This window comes from Frankia canadensis (assembly GCF_900197875.1).
GTDB lineage: Bacteria > Actinomycetota > Actinomycetes > Frankiales > Frankiaceae > Frankia > Frankia canadensis.
The window spans coordinates 1-16,871 of sequence record NZ_FZMO01000063.1 but is presented as its reverse complement, the minus strand read 5'-3'; the positions used below and the strand labels follow the sequence as shown (position 1 = coordinate 16,871).

Genomic DNA, 16,871 nt, shown 5'->3' with positions numbered 1-16,871 from the left:
CCGCTCCCCCCGCTCCCGCTGCCCCGCACCGCCTTGCGCGTGACCCGTCGCCGACCGCGAACGGGCTCACCGCCCTCCCTGCCGCCCGCCGATCAGGCAATATGCACGATCTATGCGGATCTGGGTGCGCGAGAGTGGCCATATCGGTACGGTGAGTGCCGATGGTTCGAGATCTTCCCGGCAGCGGCCCCGACCTGCCGGAGCCCCCGGCAGCGGGCCCAACCCGACCGGAGGCATCGTCCGTCGAGGCGAAGATGGCTGCCCTCGACCGGCGCGCTCTCGGAGACTCCGATCCCTCCGCAGGGGTCGAGCGACCTACGCCGCAGCCTGCTTCCGCCCCGCGCGGGGAGGCATGGGACCGCCTCCAGTCCAAGCTCGACGCCCTCGACCGGCATCGCCCTGCCATCGACGACGAGGCCGCGACGCCCCCCGACCGCACCCCGACACCCGCCTGGGACGCCCCCGAATCGCCCCTCGAGGCCAAACTCGCCCGCCTGAGCACACCCCGCTCCGAAGCGCCCAGCCCGCGCGCCACTGAGAGGCCGGACCACCCTGCCAGCCCGGAGCAGCCAGACGGCGGCCGACAGGAGGCTCCATCCAGGAAGCCCGACGGCTCTCCCTGGCCTGAGTCACCACTCAGCGATGTGAGGCCGCTTCCCAGAACCCGTGAAGCCGAGCTTCGCAGGGACGAGAGAGGCCTGCTCGAGTCGATTGGCGGAAGGCCCGCACGCGAGTATCTCCAGGCTCTGACGGATGAGAGAGTGCAGGGATATCGTGACGCGCGCCAGGACGGCACCATTCCGAAATCCAGGGCAGCACCCGTCACCTCCGTCCTTCTTGACAGACGCACCGGCCTCCTCTACGAGGCCGTCAACCGCGGCAAGGAGGTGCCCGACGACCTTCACCCGGTTCTCCAGAGCCGCCTTGACGAATTGAGAGCGACGGCGCGGGCCAGGCCGGACGGCTACCAGTACGCCGACGGCACCCGTGGCGGCTATCCCCATTTCAGCACTCCGGGCACCCACGCCGAGGTGCAGAACACGAGTCGCGCTCTGCACGATCGAGAGGCGATGGGGTACCAGGTGAACGTCGGCTCACTGGACGAGATGCTGGTGGACAATCGTTTTCCTTATCGCCCGGACAGCAAGTCGTCGGCGCCCTGCTGCCCGAACTGCACTGCTATACTCGGCGGCGAGACGGGCGTGGATTCCCTCCCCGGCAAGCTACCCGTTGACGAATGGATGAGGCGATGACGGGGCCCGACCCTACCCCCACGGTACACATCGACGACATCGACTACACGGACGACCTGTTCGTCACCCACGACGGAAAGCTCTTCACAGGACAGGTCGTCGATCGTTACAGGGACGGCCAGCTGTGCAAGATTGAGACCTACGAGAACGGCCGCCCGAACGGGCTGGAGCGTTCCTTCTACCCCGATGGATCACTCCAGTCGGAGTACTGGAATGCGCCTGGGGGCTGGCACGGCGTCGGGCGCACATGGTTCCCCAACGGGCAGCTGGAGAGCGAGACCCAGTACAACCACGGCGAAGTCGTCCACAGAAAGCGCTGGTCAGATGATGGGTCCGAACGCGGCTGAGCCGCACCCGACACGGTCACCGAAGCGTGAAGAGCCAGCAGGGTCAGGGCCAGTGGTGAGGCAGGTTGAGGATGCCGAGGCGGTGCAGGAGGCGCTGCGGCGGCGAGTCCGGGCCGACGTTCCCGGGCCGGAGGCGGTCGCGACGGTGGCGGGCTTCGACGTCGCTTATGACACCGATTCCGATGTCGTGGCGGGGGCGGTCGTCGTGCTCGCCGCGCCGGACTGGACGGTGATCGCCTCCGCGACGGCCACGGGCCGCGCCGCGTTCCCCTACGTTCCGGGCCTGCTGTCCTTCCGGGAGATGCCGCCCCTACTCGACGCGTGGAACAACGTCCTCCCGCAGCTGACCGCACCGCCTGACCTGCTCGTCTGCGACGGGCACGGAATCGCCCACCCGCGCCGCTTCGGCCTTGCCTGCCACCTCGGTGTCACCCTGGACCTACCGACGATCGGTGTCGCGAAGACGCCATTCGTCGGCACGCACACCGCGCCCGGGCCGCTCCGCGGCGAGCGGACCCCGATACTTCTCGACGACGAACCGGTCGGCGCCGCCCTGCGGACCCGCGACGGCGTCCGCGAGGTCTACCTCTCCGTCGGGCACCGGACCAACCTCGACTCCGCCTGCCGCTGGGTGCTCGACCTGTGTTCGCGGTATCGCCTACCGGAGACGACCCGCGCCGCCGACCACCTCAGCCGGACGGCTCTCGCCGCGCGTCTCCGTTCAGGATCGGCGGGAGACGCCCGATCCGCCGGGATCACGGACGGAAGTCGATGAGAGTCATGATCGCCCCGAGTCTGAGGCCGCGGGCCGCATACCCGGAGGCAGCCGAGGCAGCGTGACGCCTGATCGGGACCGCGATGCTCGGGCCATGCGGGACGCGAACGGTGCGACCTGGTCGGGAGGCCGAACTGCCTCGTCCTAAGGCCTTCCCTCTCCACATGGGCGTGCCTGGGGTCAATCCCCAGTCCGCGGCCCCCTCGGGAGGAGCCGCGCTCGGCCCAGGGCCCTGGCCTCGGCGGCACGGAGCTAGTCAGCCGTGTTCCTAGCATGCTAGCATCAGCGCCGTGGGCGATGAGGACGTCAAGCAGTTCAACGTGTATCTGCCGGTTTCACTGATCAAGCAGGTCAAGCACCACGCGATCGAGACGGGATCCTCGCTGTCGGCGCTGGTCGCCGAGGCGTTGCGCGTCTACCTCGACGACGCCTCCCACGCCCGCGAGCAGCGTTCATCCTCGACCGGAACGGAGACCTGACATGGCCACCGACGGCATCGACGCCGTTTTCGTGGAGACCCACAACTGGGGCCGCTCCGCACGCTTCTTCCAGAGCCTGGGGTTCACCCTGGAGTTCGAGACCGACCACAACTCCGGCCAGTTCCGCAACGGCGACGGCCCCGCCGTCTTCGTCGCCGAGATCCCCGCGGACCGCACACCGCACATCCAGATCGCGTTGCGGGTTGCCGACGCGGCGGCGTGCAGCCCCGGCGAGGGCGTCGAGGTCGTCACGCCGTTCGAGGACACGCACTACGGCACAAAGGAGATGACCGTGCGCGACCCCGACGGCCGCCCCTGGAGCCTGCAGGCCCCGGCGGCGGGCTGACGCCGGGCCCGCCGCCAAGGCTGCGGGACAGCGAGCCGGTGGACCACGAACGTCGGACCAGCACGCGGGACGAGGAGAGGCAGGGCACGATGGCGGACCAGCAAACCGAGGCACCTCACGACGTAACACCGCACAACTCGGCACCTCACGGCGCAGCGCCGGACAGTACGGCGGTTCGGGTGGCCCTGTGGCGGGCGCTGCACCTGGAGGTCGATCAGCCGCCGCACGTCCTCGCGGACGAGGTCGGACTGCGGCTCGCGGCGCCCGGCGGCGACTGGCGGGCCCGCCCGGACATGGATCCGCGTTTCACCCGCGGCTTCCGCGCGTCCATCGTCGCCCGGGCCCGCTTCCTCGAGGATCTGGTCGCCGAACGGGTCGAGCAGGGCGTCGACCAGTACGTCATCCTCGGCGCGGGGCTCGACACGTTCGCCCAGCGCAGGCTGGAGTTCGCCGACCGCCTGACAGTCTTCGAGATCGACCAGCCCGGCACCCAGGCGTGGAAGCGCGACCGCCTGCTCGACCTGGACCGCCACATCACCGGCGGGGGAGGCGGCCTGCCCAGCCATCTGCGGCTGGTGCCCGTCGACTTCGAGGCGGGCGACGACTGGCTCGCCCGCCTGTCCGCCGCCGGCTTCGACGCCGGCCGGCCCGCCGTCGTCGCCGCCGCCGGCGTGACCATGTACCTCACCCGGGACGCCACCGCGGACATGCTGCGTCGCCTCGCGAGCCTGGCCCCCGGGTCGACGGCCGCCCTGACGTTCCTGCTGCCCGCCGACCTCCTCGGCGACGCCGACCGCGCCGGTCTCGAGACGTCGTCCAGGGGCGCGCAGGCGTCCGGCACCCCGTTCGTCAGCCTCTACGCCCCCGGCGAAATCCTCGCCCTCGCCCGGGCGGCAGGATTCCCGGACGTCCGCCACGTCCCCAGCGGCACCCTCGCCGACCGCTACTTCACCGGCCGCCCTGACGGCCTACGCCCCTCCACCGGCGAGGACCTCCTCCTCGCCTCCACCTGAGTCCACCACTGCGTGGACCGTCTTACTCCTGCGTCAGGCAGGTGTCCCGCGAGGCGGGCACGACCCCGGGCGTGGTCCTCGATCGCACGCGGGGCTCGCCGGGTATCTTGGCCAGCGAGAGATCATCGGGAGTGAGGTGTCGTGGACCACCATCCGTGGGGCCAGCGGAGTGATCCATGCTGACCCGGATCGAGATCGACGGTTTCAAGACGTTCCACAACTTCTCACTCGATCTGAGCCCGTTTCTCGTCATCGTCGGCCAGAACGCGTCCGGAAAGTCCAATCTCTTCGACGCGATTCGCCTCATCGGACTGCTGGCTGAAAGCGACCTTCGCAGCGCCTTCGCGGCAGTCCGCGGAGGACCAGTGAATCTCTTTCGACGAGAGTCCGACGAGACCTCGTCAGAGCGCATAACGATCGCGGTGGAGGTCGTGCTGGACAGTGCCCTGAAGGATCCATGGGGCTCCGACGTCCGGCTGACTCACACCCGCATTCGCTATGAGGTCGCGATTGAGCAGAGACGCGATGACGACGGAAACGAGCGGCTGTACGTGGCCAGCGAGTTCGCCTCGCCAATCCGAAGCGGAAGGGATCGGGCGAGGTCCTCGCCCCTCCGCTACTGGGCGACTCCTGCCTTCCAGGCCCGTCAGCTGCGATACCGGCGGCGGGACGATCTACTGAGCGGCGGCGAGGACGAGCAGGGCCGACCCGTGTTCAAGATTCACAATGACGGAGTGCAGGGGCGTCCGCGCCCTGCGTTCGCGGCCGAGCGCACAGTGCTGTCCACGATTGTCACCGCCGAGTTCAGGCATCTGTACGCGCTGCGTGAGGAACTGCCTCGTGGCGGTTCCTCCAGTTGGATCCGGCAGCGCTTCGCAGTCCCAGCTCCGCCCACGAATCCGAGCTTCTGGAAGCCGACGGCGGAAACCTCGCCTACGTGTTGCACAGGATCGACCGGGAGACCGCCCTCGCGGACGGCACCGGAAGCGCGCTGGCGGACATGAACGCGGCCCTGACACACCTCATCCCCGGCGTCACAGATTTCACGATTTCCCAGAACCGCATGCGGGAGTGGGAGATCTGGTTCACCTCTGACCGTGATTCTTCCTATTCGGCGGCGGTCGCCTCCGATGGAACACTTCGCGTGCTGGCACTTCTCGCCGCCCTCTACGATCCGGCCTTTCGGGGTGCGATCTGCTTCGAAGAGCCCGAGAACGGTGTCCACCCGGCGCGGCTTCGGAGCCTGATCCAGCAGTTGAGCGCACTGGTGACGGACCAGCTGAGTGAGGACTATCTGGACGGCCCGCTCATGCAGCTCATCCTGGCCTCCCACTCACCGGTCGTCATGTCCGCCGTGACCAGTAGAAGCCATGACGAACACGGGTGCGCGGTGGTGTTCGCCGACATGGTGACGGAGATCGACCAGGAGCACAAGCGGACGAGGCGGCGAACCCGGATGCGTCCTGTGCCCGACTCTGCCGGCCAACCCTTCCTGGAAGGTCTTGCCGACGGAATCGTGAGCGAGTCCGAAGTGTCAAGATACGCGGCGACCGCCGCACTCGAGGGGTGACGTTGTTCCTGTCGGTCGCTCAGGTACCAGGGTGGTGGGTCGAGGTGGAAGCGGTCGGCGAGATGGCGGGCGCGCTCGCGCAGGTCGGCGGGTAACGCCGCGTCGAGCTTGAGCCGCGCGGCGGTGCTCGCGGTGGCCAGGCCCAACTGGGCGGCGGCGGTGGGCGGGCCGGTGAGGAACAGCGCCTCGGCCTCGGGGCGGGTCAGGCGGTCAGCCGGGCCGAGGATCCCGACCGGATCTCCGAGCTGTTCGCGGACACCGTCGACTGGCGGCTCGACTGGCCGGCAGATGGCCACTCCGTGGTGCCCTGGATCCGGGCACGGTCCACCCGGGCCGACGTCGCCGACCACTTCCGCGCGCTGCGCGACGCGCACGTGCCCGAGAAGCGCGGCGGGCTGACGCCCGCGGTGCTGGTCGACGGCGCGGACGCCGTGGTGTTCGGGGACATCCGCCAGACCGTGCGGGCGACCGGCCGGGAGTACCGCGCGGGCTGCGCGCTGCGCCTCACCGTCGAGGACGGCGCGATCACCCGCTACCACGTCTACGAGGACAGCCTCACCGTCGCGCAAGCCCTCGCCGGCGACGCCGTCGCTGGATAAAAGGAACGGAACGGGACGAGACGAGACGAGACGGGACAGGACGCGCGCCCGCGCACCGCTGATCGGTGCGCGGACGCGCGTCCGAGAGGACCTCAGGCGACGGCGCTGCGGATCATGCCCTTGGTACGCAGCGAAACGGTGTTCTCCACCGCTCTCGTCGCCGCCCTGCTCGGCCTCGGCGCCCGGCTGGTCCCCGGGCCTACCAGTTCGCGATCTCGCGGTCGGACACCGCCGACGAGGCCGGCCTCATCCGGCGGCGTCAGCGGAGCTCAGCCCATCCCGCGTCACCCGTTCCGGCGCTGTACCGCGGTGAATCCCACGATGCTGGCCGTGTCGGAAACGCACGCGGCCAGACGTCCCTTCGATCGTGTCGGTGTCCCAGAACCCGTCGCGCGCATGTCAGGGTCCAGCCAGCCACGGGATGCCGCCAGTGCGGAATCCCGTGGACGTCTCCGAACATGTGAAAGGGCGTGGATAATATGCGACCTGCACGACTTGCGCGACTGGGCGTCACCACGGGCGGACTACTCCTGGTGGGCTGCGCGGTGGGCACAGCGACGGTGCCCGTCGCCGCGTTGGCAGCGGGATCGACGAGCAGGCCCGCTGCGCACGGCGCTGCCGCGAACCCGGCGCACCAGGCGTCCTGGGACTGGCCGGCCTGGAACTGGGACGGCCCGAAGGAGGACGGACACCGACGGAACGTCGTCGTGACCATTCCCGAGGAGGACCGTTTCACGCCGTTCGGTCTCACGATCAGGACCGGCGACTCGGTGACCTGGAAGAACAACGACACCGATGACCACACCGTGGTGACCGACAACTCGTTCACCACCACCGACAATCGTGGTGTCAATCATCTGATACCTGGAACGGACTCGAACAACGGCCGACCGGGAGTATTCACCCTGACGTTCCGGCGCCCCGGGAACTTCGTCTACTACTGCCGTTTCCATTCACATCTCGATCAGTTCGACCAGCCGGTGGCGCCTGGGCCGGACGGCGGCATCCAGGACGCGAACGGCAACTTCGGCACGCCGATGATGGGTGTCATCACGGTCCTCCCGAAGGACGGCGGCAAGGACGACTGGTCCATCGGCTGAGCGCCGGCCGGCCGGAGCCGGCGAGCGTGTGAGGCCGAGAGCGCCGGGCGGTCAGCCCGCAGCTGGCGCCGGTGGGGTGTCGTCCGGGTAGGGGCCCCAGGCGTCGGTGCGGCGGGTGGACGGCCTGCGGCCGAGTCTGCCCACCCGGACTAGGCTTGCCAGCGTGTCGAGGATGACCCGGGCCGAGATCAGCGACGTCTGCTCGGCCCAGTCGTACGGCGGCGAGCACTCGACGAGCTCCATCCCGGACAGCCCGCCCTCGGCGATCCGCCGGACCAGGCCGAGCGCCTCCCGGGGCAGTAGCCCGCCCGGCTCGGGCCAGCCGGTACCGGGCACGAACCCGGAGTCGATCACGTCGATGTCGAACGACAGGTAGACGGCCTTGGCGCCCTGCCAGGCCAGCTCCAGTGCCGTTTCGGCGATCTTGTCGATGCCGACCCGCTCGACGTCGCCCACCGTCATGACCGTCGTGCCCCGGGCCCGGCCGACCTTCACCCCGGCCCGGGGCGCCTGCCAGCCGCCGATGCCGATCTGGACCAGGTTCGTGGCCGGCGCGTTCGGGATGTTCGTCGCGTGGAACCAGGGCGTCGTGTGCATCCGCTCGTCCAGGTCGAGCTCCTGGGTGTCGACGTGCCGGTCGAAGTGGATGATCCCGATGTTGCCGTCGACATAGGGCGCGAGGCCCCGCACCGTCGGGTAGCCGATCGAGTGGTCGCCGCCGAGCACGACCGGGAAGGCGCCGGACGCGGCGACGTGGCCGATCGCCTTGCTGATCTGGTCGAAGGACTTCTCCAGGTTGCCGGGGATGGCGAAGACGTCGCCGATGTCGACCATGTTGAGCTGTTCGCGCAGGTCGACGCCCAGCTCGTAGCTGTAGGTGCCGAACAGGTTGGTGGCCCGTCGGATGCCCTGGGGGCCGAAGCGGGTGCCGGGGCGGTAGGTCGTCCCGGCGTCCAGCGGAGCACCGAAGATCGCCACCTCGGCGTCGCCGACGTCGTGGACGTCCTCCAGATAGGGGCACTTGAGGAAGGTGCCGCGCTCGCCGGCGAAGTGCGGCAGCTCGCCGCGGGCGAACGTCGGGATGGTGCGATCCGTGATCGAGTCGGCCGCCGGCAGGCCGTGGGCCAGCCCGCGCTCGACCTCCTCCTTCCAGCGCCGGTGGGACAGCCTGCCCTCGGCCCGCTGGGCCCAGGCACCCTCGCGGTTGACGGCGTCCGGCTCGGGGGACTCGCTCATCGACGTGCTCCTTCGCGCGCTCGGCGTCACTCGGTGCGACGTGTGGTGCCGCGGATGTGGCGGTGGGTGACCGGATCAGACCACGACGGACCCCCGACCGGCGGCGTGACGGGGCCGCGCCGCCCGCCGGACGTCCATGTGGTGGCGCTCAGGCGGGTTCGGCGCCGACCACGATCTCGGCGTCGAGGTCGAGCGCGGCCAGAACGGCGTTGCTCTCGTGGCGCTGCCGCCAGTAGGCCAGGGCACCCAGGGCGAGCGCGACGGCCAGGGCGATCAGCGCGAAGTAGTGCAGGTACCAGTGCGGGGTCCCGACCGGGTTGTAGACGGCCTCCCGGGGCCAGCCCAGGTTGACCGTCATGAACACGCCCCACACGACGGCCAGGATGTTCACCGGCAGACCCCAGCGTCCGAGGGTGAACAGCGGTCGACCGGTCGCGGTGGTCACGGCGGGCGCGTCCTTCTTCGGGAAGCCCTGGAACCGGCGCAGCAGCATCGGCGCCGTGACCATCAGGTAGGCGATGTAGAGCAGCATGATGCAGACGCTGGCCAGCGCGATGTACATCGCCGGCTGGAAGACGTTGAGCACCAGGACGGCCACCGCGAACACGCCGACCACGACCGCCGCGTTGATCGGCGTCCGGAAGCGGGGCGACACGGTGGCGAGCGAGGCCGAGAACGGCAGCACCCGGTCGCGGGCCATCGAGTTCCTCGGATGAGGTCGGTGGCCGCGGAGCCACCGACATCGCGGTGGAACTCCCGGGCTTTTCTCCCGCCGTGGAGCAGCCGGCGTGCGCGGTGACGCCCGCACGCGGCGGCTGCTTGCGCCTCTCGGACCAGGCCCGGCCAGGAGAACGCCCACGACGACATCGCGGGCGGTGTCCATGACCGGCGGAACCCTAGGCGCGCCCCCGCTGTCGGGGGTCTCGAGCAGGAAACCGCGTGGGCGTGTCAACGACTTGTCAACGATGTGGCAATCGCATTGCCCCCGGTAAGGTTCTCGGTCGGGGTGCCCAGGGTACTGAAACCGTCATGGTAGGGCGCGGGCAGATCGCCCCGGGAAACCGACGCCCACGTAGCCGTGGCACCTCTCCTCATACCAGCCGGGAGGCGGTCGCCGGCGCTTCAGGAGCCGGTGAGGCCGAGGTGTGCGCGGAGGGCGTCGACCGCGTGCCGGCGGGGGGAGAGCTCGTTCTTCTGCTCGATGGGCATCTCGGCGAAGGTCCGAGCGCTGCCGACGGGCGCGAAGACGGTGTCGAAGCTGTGGCCGTTGCTGCCGGCCCTCGAGCCGAGATCGACGCCCATGATGATCCACGCCGCCGAGACGGGACAGGGCGCGCGCCCGCGCACCGCGTGATCGGTGCGCGGGCGCGCGTCCGAGAGGACCTCAGGCGACGGCGCTGCGGATCATGCCCTTGGTGCGCATGAGGCGCTCGCTGAGGTAGCCGTCGTGGGGGATGCCGGGGCGCAGCCAGGTCGTCGGGTTGTCGCCCAGGTAGAGGTTGATGATCGACGGTTCGTCGAGCAGGGCGTCGATGAGTTCGGCGCGTCCCGTCATGGCCGTGAGGACGAGGGAGTCGCGCAGCGGGGCGATCCCGTCCTCGGGGCGCCACGGGCCGACCCACACACACGGGAACGGCAGCTCGACGCCGAGCTGCGGCGCGGTGGGCGAGTCGACCAGGTGCACGGCGGGCCGCAGCACGGCGCCGCCGGTCGGCAGCACGTCGACGATGCCGTCCCCGCCGAGCAGGGCGCGCGCGTCCCCGGCGACCTGGTGCAGGTAGCGGTCGATCGCGACGACCGAGGCGGTGGGCGCCACGGTGAGGATCGCGTCGGGATGGTCCGGGGGCAGGCTGGGGATGCGGCCGAGCCGGTCGGCGAGCGCGGCGGCGAGCGGCTCGGGGTCGCCCTCGACGAGCACCGCCGTCGCGCACGTGCACGCCGTGCCACCGAGGTGCGAGACCGACCCGGCGATGACGTCGATGTGCTCGCGCCAGTCGACGTCCGCGGTGATCAGGATCTTGGAGCGGCCGGGGCCCTGGGCGAGGACGGTGGGGATGGCGGCGTACTTGTCGACGACGTCCTGCCCGCCGTACACGATCGCGAAGTCGGACTCCTCGATCAGGATGTCGGCGACGGTGTGGTCGGTGGGCAGCAAGGTGATGGTCGCCGGCGGGAAGCCGGCGGTGCGCAGCGCCTCGACCAGGCGGAAGGCGGTGTACGGCTCCCGCGAGGAGGGGCGCACCACCACCTTGTAGCCGAGCGCCAGCGCCTCCGGCCACAGCCCGTGCACGGCCGGGGTGTTGCCGGCGGCGTGTACGGCGAACAGGTCGCCGCGGCGTGCCCAGACCGCCGAGCCGGTCAGCGTCTTCTCGTGGCGCCAGTCGGCGACGGCTCCGTGCGGGCGGGCGAGCTCGACGGTGTGGCGCTGGGAGCGCAGCACGTCCGCGATCCACTCGACGGACTGGCGCACGACGCCGCGAGGCACCCCGGACGCGGTCGAGACGAGCTCGACGTACTCGTCGGGCGCGAACCCGCCGAGGGTGGCCGTCAGGAACAGCTCGGCCGCGCGGTCGAGCGCGTCGAAGCGGACGGCGCCCGGCACGACCGGCGCGGCGCGCATCGCGGCCAGCGTCCGACGCACGTACAGCGCCGGGACCTGGCTGATCTCACCGATGGCCGCGCCGGACAGGGCGGCGAGCGGCTGGCGGGCCCGGGCGCGATAGGGCCCGGCGGGCCCAAGCGCGTCGATCTGGACTCCCCCGTCGACCTGCATGGTCAGTACACCCCTTCGATGACGGTGTGGTCGCCGAAGGTGGCGACCGGGCCGACGTCGGCGACCGAGCACCCGAGCCAGCCGGCCGGCGGTTCGAGCTTCAGCGCGAGGTCGCGTTCGAGATTGTTCGGAATGAGCGCGTACTTCGTCAGGTGGTTCATGACGACCTGGCCGCGGGTGCCGACGGGAACGTCGTCGCCGGTGGCCGGATCGACGACCCGGAAGACGATGTACGGGCTCGGCGGGTCGAAGGAGGCGAGCCCGTCGGGGCGTTCGGTGTCGCGTTCCCGCGACATGCCGAGAATGGTGGTGCTGCCGTAGAGGCCCTTGAGCGGGATGCCGGGGAAGATCTCGGTGCGCAGGATCTCATGGGTGTCGGCGTCCATGTGGGCGCCGCTCCAGCAGAGGAACCGGACCTCCTTGCGGATCAGCTCCACCAGGTCGTCGTGGCGGGTGAGCCGTTCCAGCAGCGGCGGGGTGGTGATGAGGATGCCGACCGGCTGGGTGCGCAGGATGTGCGCGGCCTGGTCGACGATGTGCGCGACGTAGCGCTCGGACTCGGCGGTGTCGCCGCGTTCGATCAGTCGCTTGATCCAGCGCGGGTCGAGGTCGATGGTGAACAGCAGGCCGTCGTGACGACGGGCCCGGCGGCGGGCGAACTCGCCGAACATGTGCGGGCCGCTGGGGGCGATCGCGAGCACGTTCGCGGTGCCGAGGTCGGCGTAGTGGTGCTCGTCCCAGCCGAGGGCGAAGTCCATCCACCGGTCGAACATGACGAAGCGCTTGGGCAGGCCGGTGGTGCCGCCGGACTCGTACACGCCGGCGACGACGCGGTCCGCGCCCCGCAGGCCGCGGGGGATCAGGTCGGCGACGGGCACCTCGCGGAACTCGTCGACGACGTTCGGGAACAGCCGCAGGTCGTCGAAACCACGGACGTCGGCGATCGGGTCGAACGGGAGGCTGGCCGCCCGGCGCAGCCAGAACGGGCTGCCGGTCTCGGCGCTGAAATGCCAGCGCATCAGCGCGCCGATGTACTCGTCGGGATCGGCGGGTGACTGGCCGGGCTGGGGTAGATCGAGAACGGCGGGACTCATGCGCTTCCTCCGCGGGTGCGTGGATCGCGCCGGCGACCTCGGCGTCGCCGGCTCCCGGATCGTCGCGGATCTTCGAGCGCCCCCGCCGGGCGCGGGACGGGTGCCGATTGCGTCATTGGAAGTTCCATCCGCGCCATCAGGCGGTGAGGCGCAGGGGAAGGGACCGCACACCCCGGATGACGATCCGCTCACGGTAGGCGACGTCGTCGTCGAGCAGGGTGAGGGTCCGTACCCGGCGCAGCAGGGTCCGGAAGGCGATCTCCGCTTCCGCTCGGGCGAGCGGCGCGCCGAGGCAGTAGTGGATGCCGACCCCGAAGCCGAGGTGACGCCGGACGCGAGCGCCACCGGCGTAGCGGGTCACCAGGAACCGGTCCGGCTCGTCGAAGGCGGCCGGGTCCCGGTTCGCCGTCCCGACGTGCAGGATCACGCCCTCGCCCTGGCGGAAGTCGTGGCCGGCGATCCGCGCGTCGGCGAGGACCGTGCGGGCGATGAGCTGGATCGGCGGGTCGTGGCGCAGCATCTCCTCGACCGCCGGTCCCACCAGCGCCGGATCCTCGCGCAGCAGGGCGAGCTGGTCGGGGTTGCGGATCAGCGCCAGGATGCCGCCGCCCAGCAGGTTGACGGTCGTCTCGTAGCCGGCGACCAGGAGCAGGGTGCACAGTTCGAGCAGCTCACGCTCGGAGAGCACGTCCCCGTCGTCGTGGATGGCCACCAGCGCGCTGAGCAGGTCGTCACGCGGCTCGGCGCGGCGCCGGGCGATGAGGTCGCGGAAGTAGTCGTCGAAGGCGACGGTCGCGGACGCGCGGGCGCTCACCTCCGCGGGGGTCAGCGAGGGCCGCGGGTCGATCCCGCGGGTCAGCGCGTCCACCCAGCCGCCGAACTCCGGCTCGTCCTCGGCGGGGACGCCGAGCAGCCGGCACATCACCCGCAGCGGCATCGGCCTGGTCAGCGCCTCGACCATGTCGACCTCGCCGGCCGCGAGCGCCTCGTCGAGCAGCGCGTCACACAGCTCGGTGATCCGCGGGCCCAGGGCGTCCACGACGCCGGGGGTGAACGCCCGCCCGACCAGGCGGCGCAGGCGGCCGTGGTCCGGTGGGTCGGCGCGCACCAGCGAGCCGAGGCCGTCGTCGAGGTGGCCGCGGTAACTGATGCCGTCGCGGAACCCGTGCCCGATCGCCGGATGGGCGAGCACCGCGGACGCCTCGGCGTGCGTGGTCACCAGGGTCACCGGCGAGCCGGCGATCTCACCGGACAGGAAGGAGCCCGCCTCGCGGACCGACCGGAGAACGGGATACGGATCCGGCAGCCGGCTGGCCATCAGTGCCGACATGATTCCGGTGAAGCCTGACGCGGACGTGCCCGTTGTTTCCACAACGGCTGGCATGGGATTCTCCTCATCCAGGGAAGCGCACACGGATGGCGGCTTCCGGCGCGGCCGCGTATTCGGCCGCCCCCGCGACAGTCTCGCATCACCCGCCACGGCCGTCCGCACAGAAGATGAACAGGTCGAGAATTCCGCCATGCCAGCCGGACGCCCTCGATGCAACATTCCATAGCCGACTGCTATCGATCGATCGTCGGCCGACAGGGAAAGAATGAGCCGCCGGTCCCACCAGGAGGGAGGAATCCGGAAGGTAGGGAGGAATGCCGGCACGTTCGCAGGATTGATGGTTCACTATGAGTTCATCGTGCCGCCGAGATCCGCGACGGATTCCTCCTGCCCGCGGCCCGCGCCGCGGCGGCGCGCGCACCCACCGTCACGGGCCCGCCGGTTTAGCCCTGGCCGCGCGGGTAGGTGGCGGGCGGCGAGGACGTTCCTGGCGTCAGCACGTCGAGTGGGGAGCTGGTGTGTCCACCTTCTACGATCCGGTCGAGTCGTCCTTCTACTCCTGGTGTGTCGAGAGGCTGCTGGCCTCGGCGCAGCTGCGACCTCTGACCGCCGCCGGGGTGGCGGAGCTGGGCGCGGGCAGTGGGCTGCCGCTCATCGAGGCCGTCGGGCGGGCGGAGTCGGCCGCGCGGGTGCGCGGCTTCGAGCACGATCCCCAGGCGTTCCGGGCGGCGCGCCGGCTGGTCGAGCTGAAGGCGCCGGCGAACTACTCGGTCGAGTTCGGGGACTTCTTCGCCCATGCCGTCAGCGCGCAGGAACGCTGCGTCATCGCCAACCCGCCCTACCTGCCCGCCCGGCCAGACGCTGCCCACGGCCCGGACCTGTACGGCGGGCGCGACGGCGCCGAGGTCACCCGCCGGCTGCTGGCCGGCCCCTTCGACCTGGTGATGCTCATGGTTTCCTCGATCGCCGATCCGCTCGGCGTCCTCACGGAGGCGCGTGACCGGGGCTACCGCCTGCTCGACTGGGCGGTACGCCCGATCCGCTTCGGCGAGCACTGCCGCGAACCCGCGGTGTGGCGGCACATCGAGGCCCTCACGACGCGCGGCCGGGCGTTCCACCGGGCGGACGAGTACGTCCTCGCCGGCGTCACCTGGTTGCGCGAGGGCTGCGCGCCCCACCTGCCGGGCGCGGATCCCGCGGTTCTCGCCCACGTTCTCGCCCCCGGCGGCGAGCGGGCGGCCGCGTGACGACCCTCGCCTACGGCGCGGTGCTGGACCCGGCGCAGCTCCGCCCCGCTCCGCTCCCCCGCCCACGCGGCACGCTCAGTGACGCCCTGACAACCGTCCTGCGCCGCCCGGTCCACACCCTCGACGACCCGCCGGACGCCGACGACGACGCCCTGTTCGGTGAGGACGGCGCGCTCGCGCTGTACCTCCTCTACGAGCTGCACTACCGCGGGTTCGCGGACGTGGCGGAGCGCTGGGAGTGGGAACCGTCGCTGCTGCGCCTGCGCCGCCGGCTGGAGGACGACCTGCTGCCCCGCCTGCACCACGAGGTCGCCGACGCGTACCCCACGCCGCCATCTCCTGTCGGCGGCCCGGCAGCGGGAGGCTCGGACACGGTCGCCACCACGGTGGGGGACGCCGGCGCGGGAGACGTCGCGGCCGAGCGGGTCGCGGCGGCGCTGCGGGCGCTCGTCGAAGCACCGGGGGGGCCGTCGCTGTCCCGGTTCCTCGCCGAGGACGGCACCCTCGACCATTTCCGCGAGTTCGCCGTCCACCGGTCGTTGCTGCAGCTCAAGGAGGCGGATCCGCATTCGTGGGCGATCCCCCGCCTCGCCGGCGCGGCCAAGGCCGCCCTGCTGGAGATCCAGGCCGACGAGTACGGCGAGGGCGTCGAACGCGACATGCACCAGACGCTGTTCGGCCTCACGATGCGCGCCCTCGGGCTCGACCCCGCCTACGGCGCCTACCTCGACCGGGTTCCGGCCACCACGCTCGCGACGGTGAACCTGCCGTCGTTCTTCGGGCTGCACCGCGCGCACCGCGCCGCGCTGGTCGGACACCTGGCGGTGTTCGAGATGACCTCCGTCGGGCCGATGAGCGCCTACAGCGCCGCCCTGCGCCGCCACGGCCTGCCCCCGGCGGCCCGGCTGTTCTTCGACACGCACGTCGTCGCCGACGCCCACCATCAGACGGTCGCCGCCGACAGCCTCGCCGCCGGCCTGGTGCGCGCCGAACCGCAGCTGGCGGACGACCTGCTGTTCGGCGCGCGCGCGGCGATGGCGGTCGAGGGCCGCGCCACCGAGCACATCCTGACGGCCTGGGAGTCGGGCCGGTCGTCCCTGCGTTGACGTCCTCCCCCTCGTGAACGAGGGGGATTCCAACTCCTACACACCCACCAGAGGAGGCGTGCGGTGTTGAGTACCGCGACGGCGGTCCTCTTCGACGTCGACGGCACGCTCGTCGACACCACGTACCTGCCGTGGCGTGGTTCCGGGCATGCCGGCAGGAGGGACACGTCGTGCCGATGGCACGGCCGCACCGCCGGGTCGGCATGGGATCCGAGGACCTGCTCGACGCGCTGCTGCCCGAGCGGGACCGCCGCCGCGACGACGTCCTGGCGGCCGCGCGCTCGACGCCGCCGGAACCGACGCCGCTCGCTCGATCATGGTGGGCGACACACCCTGGGACGTCCTCGCCGCCCGCCGAGCCGGCCTGGACTGCGTCACCGTGACCTGCGGCGGCACCAGCCGCGCCGAACTCGTCGAGGCCGGCGCGGCCGCCGTCTACGACGACCCCGTCGACCTGCTCGCCCACCTCCGGGACTCCCCGATCGGCGCGCTGCTCGCCGACGAGCCGCGGTCCTGAGCCGGCCAGGGGCCGCTTCCGGTCCCCCAGGACCGTGGTGTCCCGCGGCTCAGGCGGGGGTCGCCCGGGGCGCCGGAGGACGGGCG

The 16,871-nt window shown here is 71.1% G+C and carries 19 protein-coding genes; 13 read left to right on the top strand and 6 right to left on the bottom strand.

Translation table 11 applies throughout. The features are described from left to right. Nucleotides 1–761 precede the first annotated feature (761 nt). From C1A33_RS34650 to C1A33_RS35590, 10 genes are all read left to right on the top strand, one after another. Complete coding sequence (locus C1A33_RS34650) at nt 762–1,253, top strand: YwqJ-related putative deaminase (protein ID WP_165818267.1); 492 nt, start codon at nt 762–764, stop codon at nt 1,251–1,253. Further along, a complete protein-coding gene (locus C1A33_RS07230) occupies nt 1,250–1,600 on the top strand; it encodes a toxin-antitoxin system YwqK family antitoxin (RefSeq protein ID WP_165818266.1) in 351 nt (116 codons plus the stop codon). Before C1A33_RS34650 ends, C1A33_RS07230 begins: the two co-directional genes overlap by 4 nt. Before the next feature lie 55 nt (nt 1,601–1,655). Further along, nucleotides 1,656–2,375 (top strand): endonuclease V, encoded by a 720-nt coding sequence (locus C1A33_RS07225; RefSeq protein WP_207770199.1) that lies wholly within the window; start codon nt 1,656–1,658, stop codon nt 2,373–2,375. Between the two features lie 290 nt (nt 2,376–2,665). After that, a complete protein-coding gene (locus C1A33_RS07220) occupies nt 2,666–2,854 on the top strand; it encodes a ribbon-helix-helix domain-containing protein (protein ID WP_101830749.1) in 189 nt (62 codons plus the stop codon). Nucleotide 2,855: 1 nt separating this feature from the next. Next, nucleotides 2,856–3,200 (top strand): VOC family protein, encoded by a 345-nt coding sequence (locus tag C1A33_RS07215; protein ID WP_101830748.1) that lies wholly within the window; start codon nt 2,856–2,858, stop codon nt 3,198–3,200. Nucleotides 3,201–3,289: 89 nt separating this feature from the next. Continuing rightward, on the top strand, nt 3,290–4,213 hold the full coding sequence (locus C1A33_RS07210) for a class I SAM-dependent methyltransferase (RefSeq protein WP_101830747.1): 924 nt from the start codon (nt 3,290–3,292) through the stop codon (nt 4,211–4,213). A gap of 176 nt (nt 4,214–4,389) precedes the next feature. Continuing rightward, the gene (locus C1A33_RS07205) at nt 4,390–5,217 is read left to right on the top strand and encodes an AAA family ATPase (RefSeq protein WP_101830746.1); all 828 of its coding nucleotides are present in this window, start codon (nt 4,390–4,392) and stop codon (nt 5,215–5,217) included. Further along, complete coding sequence (locus C1A33_RS07200; RefSeq protein WP_133150590.1) at nt 5,214–5,783, top strand: AAA family ATPase; 570 nt, start codon at nt 5,214–5,216, stop codon at nt 5,781–5,783. The genes C1A33_RS07205 and C1A33_RS07200 overlap by 4 nt, the downstream gene beginning before the upstream one ends. A gap of 146 nt (nt 5,784–5,929) precedes the next feature. Next, complete coding sequence (locus C1A33_RS07190; RefSeq protein ID WP_101830744.1) at nt 5,930–6,382, top strand: nuclear transport factor 2 family protein; 453 nt, start codon at nt 5,930–5,932, stop codon at nt 6,380–6,382. Between the two features lie 545 nt (nt 6,383–6,927). After that, nucleotides 6,928–7,482 carry a plastocyanin/azurin family copper-binding protein gene (locus C1A33_RS35590; RefSeq protein WP_207770198.1) on the top strand — a complete coding sequence of 185 codons (555 nt, stop codon included), beginning with the start codon at nt 6,928–6,930 and terminating at the stop codon, nt 7,480–7,482. A 51-nt stretch (nt 7,483–7,533) separates the two neighbouring features. Here C1A33_RS35590 and C1A33_RS07180 read toward each other — a convergent pair whose 3' ends face one another. The 6 genes from C1A33_RS07180 to C1A33_RS07155 form a co-directional block, all read right to left on the bottom strand. Next, the gene (locus tag C1A33_RS07180; protein WP_101830743.1) at nt 7,534–8,718 is read right to left on the bottom strand and encodes an agmatinase family protein; all 1,185 of its coding nucleotides are present in this window, start codon (nt 8,716–8,718) and stop codon (nt 7,534–7,536) included. Between the two features lie 148 nt (nt 8,719–8,866). Next, entirely contained in the window at nt 8,867–9,418 is a 552-nt protein-coding gene (locus tag C1A33_RS07175) for an amino acid permease (RefSeq protein WP_101830742.1), read from the bottom strand. Nucleotides 9,419–9,840: 422 nt separating this feature from the next. Next, nucleotides 9,841–10,020, bottom strand: coding sequence for a non-canonical purine NTP pyrophosphatase (locus C1A33_RS07170; RefSeq protein ID WP_101830754.1), 180 nt, complete (start codon nt 10,018–10,020; stop codon nt 9,841–9,843). An 82-nt stretch (nt 10,021–10,102) separates the two neighbouring features. After that, on the bottom strand, nt 10,103–11,491 hold the full coding sequence (locus tag C1A33_RS07165) for an aldehyde dehydrogenase family protein (RefSeq protein ID WP_101830741.1): 1,389 nt from the start codon (nt 11,489–11,491) through the stop codon (nt 10,103–10,105). A 2-nt stretch (nt 11,492–11,493) separates the two neighbouring features. Next, nucleotides 11,494–12,585 carry an AMP-binding protein gene (locus tag C1A33_RS07160; RefSeq protein ID WP_101830740.1) on the bottom strand — a complete coding sequence of 364 codons (1,092 nt, stop codon included), beginning with the start codon at nt 12,583–12,585 and terminating at the stop codon, nt 11,494–11,496. 136 nt (nt 12,586–12,721) lie between these two features. Then, nucleotides 12,722–13,969: a cytochrome P450 gene (locus C1A33_RS07155; RefSeq protein ID WP_101830739.1), complete on the bottom strand. Its 1,248-nt coding sequence runs from the start codon at nt 13,967–13,969 to the stop codon at nt 12,722–12,724. Between the two features lie 464 nt (nt 13,970–14,433). On the opposite strand from C1A33_RS07155, the gene C1A33_RS07150 reads away from it, so the two are divergent. The 3 genes from C1A33_RS07150 (at nt 14,434) to C1A33_RS07140 (ending at nt 16,785) form a co-directional block, all read left to right on the top strand. Continuing rightward, nucleotides 14,434–15,162, top strand: a complete 729-nt coding sequence (locus C1A33_RS07150) for a class I SAM-dependent methyltransferase (RefSeq protein WP_101830738.1) — start codon at nt 14,434–14,436, stop codon at nt 15,160–15,162. Next, complete coding sequence (locus C1A33_RS07145; RefSeq protein WP_243407281.1) at nt 15,159–16,268, top strand: iron-containing redox enzyme family protein; 1,110 nt, start codon at nt 15,159–15,161, stop codon at nt 16,266–16,268. The genes C1A33_RS07150 and C1A33_RS07145 overlap by 4 nt, the downstream gene beginning before the upstream one ends. A gap of 148 nt (nt 16,269–16,416) precedes the next feature. Further along, nucleotides 16,417–16,785 carry an HAD family hydrolase gene (locus tag C1A33_RS07140; RefSeq protein ID WP_243407280.1) on the top strand — a complete coding sequence of 123 codons (369 nt, stop codon included), beginning with the start codon at nt 16,417–16,419 and terminating at the stop codon, nt 16,783–16,785. Nucleotides 16,786–16,871 lie beyond the last annotated feature (86 nt).

Excerpts from the sequence above, each read along its gene's own strand:
- C1A33_RS07230 (WP_165818266.1), top strand. The coding sequence starts at position 1,250 with ATGACGGGGCCCGACCCTACCCCCACGGTACACATCGACGACATCGAC.
- C1A33_RS07215 (WP_101830748.1), top strand. The coding sequence starts at position 2,856 with ATGGCCACCGACGGCATCGACGCCGTTTTCGTGGAGACCCACAACTGG.
- C1A33_RS07210 (WP_101830747.1), top strand. The coding sequence starts at position 3,290 with ATGGCGGACCAGCAAACCGAGGCACCTCACGACGTAACACCGCACAAC.
- C1A33_RS07205 (WP_101830746.1), top strand. The coding sequence starts at position 4,390 with ATGCTGACCCGGATCGAGATCGACGGTTTCAAGACGTTCCACAACTTC.
- C1A33_RS07200 (WP_133150590.1), top strand. The coding sequence starts at position 5,214 with ATGAACGCGGCCCTGACACACCTCATCCCCGGCGTCACAGATTTCACG.
- C1A33_RS07180 (WP_101830743.1), bottom strand. The coding sequence starts at position 8,718 with ATGAGCGAGTCCCCCGAGCCGGACGCCGTCAACCGCGAGGGTGCCTGG.
- C1A33_RS07175 (WP_101830742.1), bottom strand. The coding sequence starts at position 9,418 with ATGGCCCGCGACCGGGTGCTGCCGTTCTCGGCCTCGCTCGCCACCGTG.
- C1A33_RS07170 (WP_101830754.1), bottom strand. The coding sequence starts at position 10,020 with ATGGGCGTCGATCTCGGCTCGAGGGCCGGCAGCAACGGCCACAGCTTC.
- C1A33_RS07165 (WP_101830741.1), bottom strand. The coding sequence starts at position 11,491 with ATGCAGGTCGACGGGGGAGTCCAGATCGACGCGCTTGGGCCCGCCGGG.
- C1A33_RS07160 (WP_101830740.1), bottom strand. The coding sequence starts at position 12,585 with ATGAGTCCCGCCGTTCTCGATCTACCCCAGCCCGGCCAGTCACCCGCC.
- C1A33_RS07155 (WP_101830739.1), bottom strand. The coding sequence starts at position 13,969 with ATGCCAGCCGTTGTGGAAACAACGGGCACGTCCGCGTCAGGCTTCACC.
- C1A33_RS07140 (WP_243407280.1), top strand. The coding sequence starts at position 16,417 with ATGCCGGCAGGAGGGACACGTCGTGCCGATGGCACGGCCGCACCGCCG.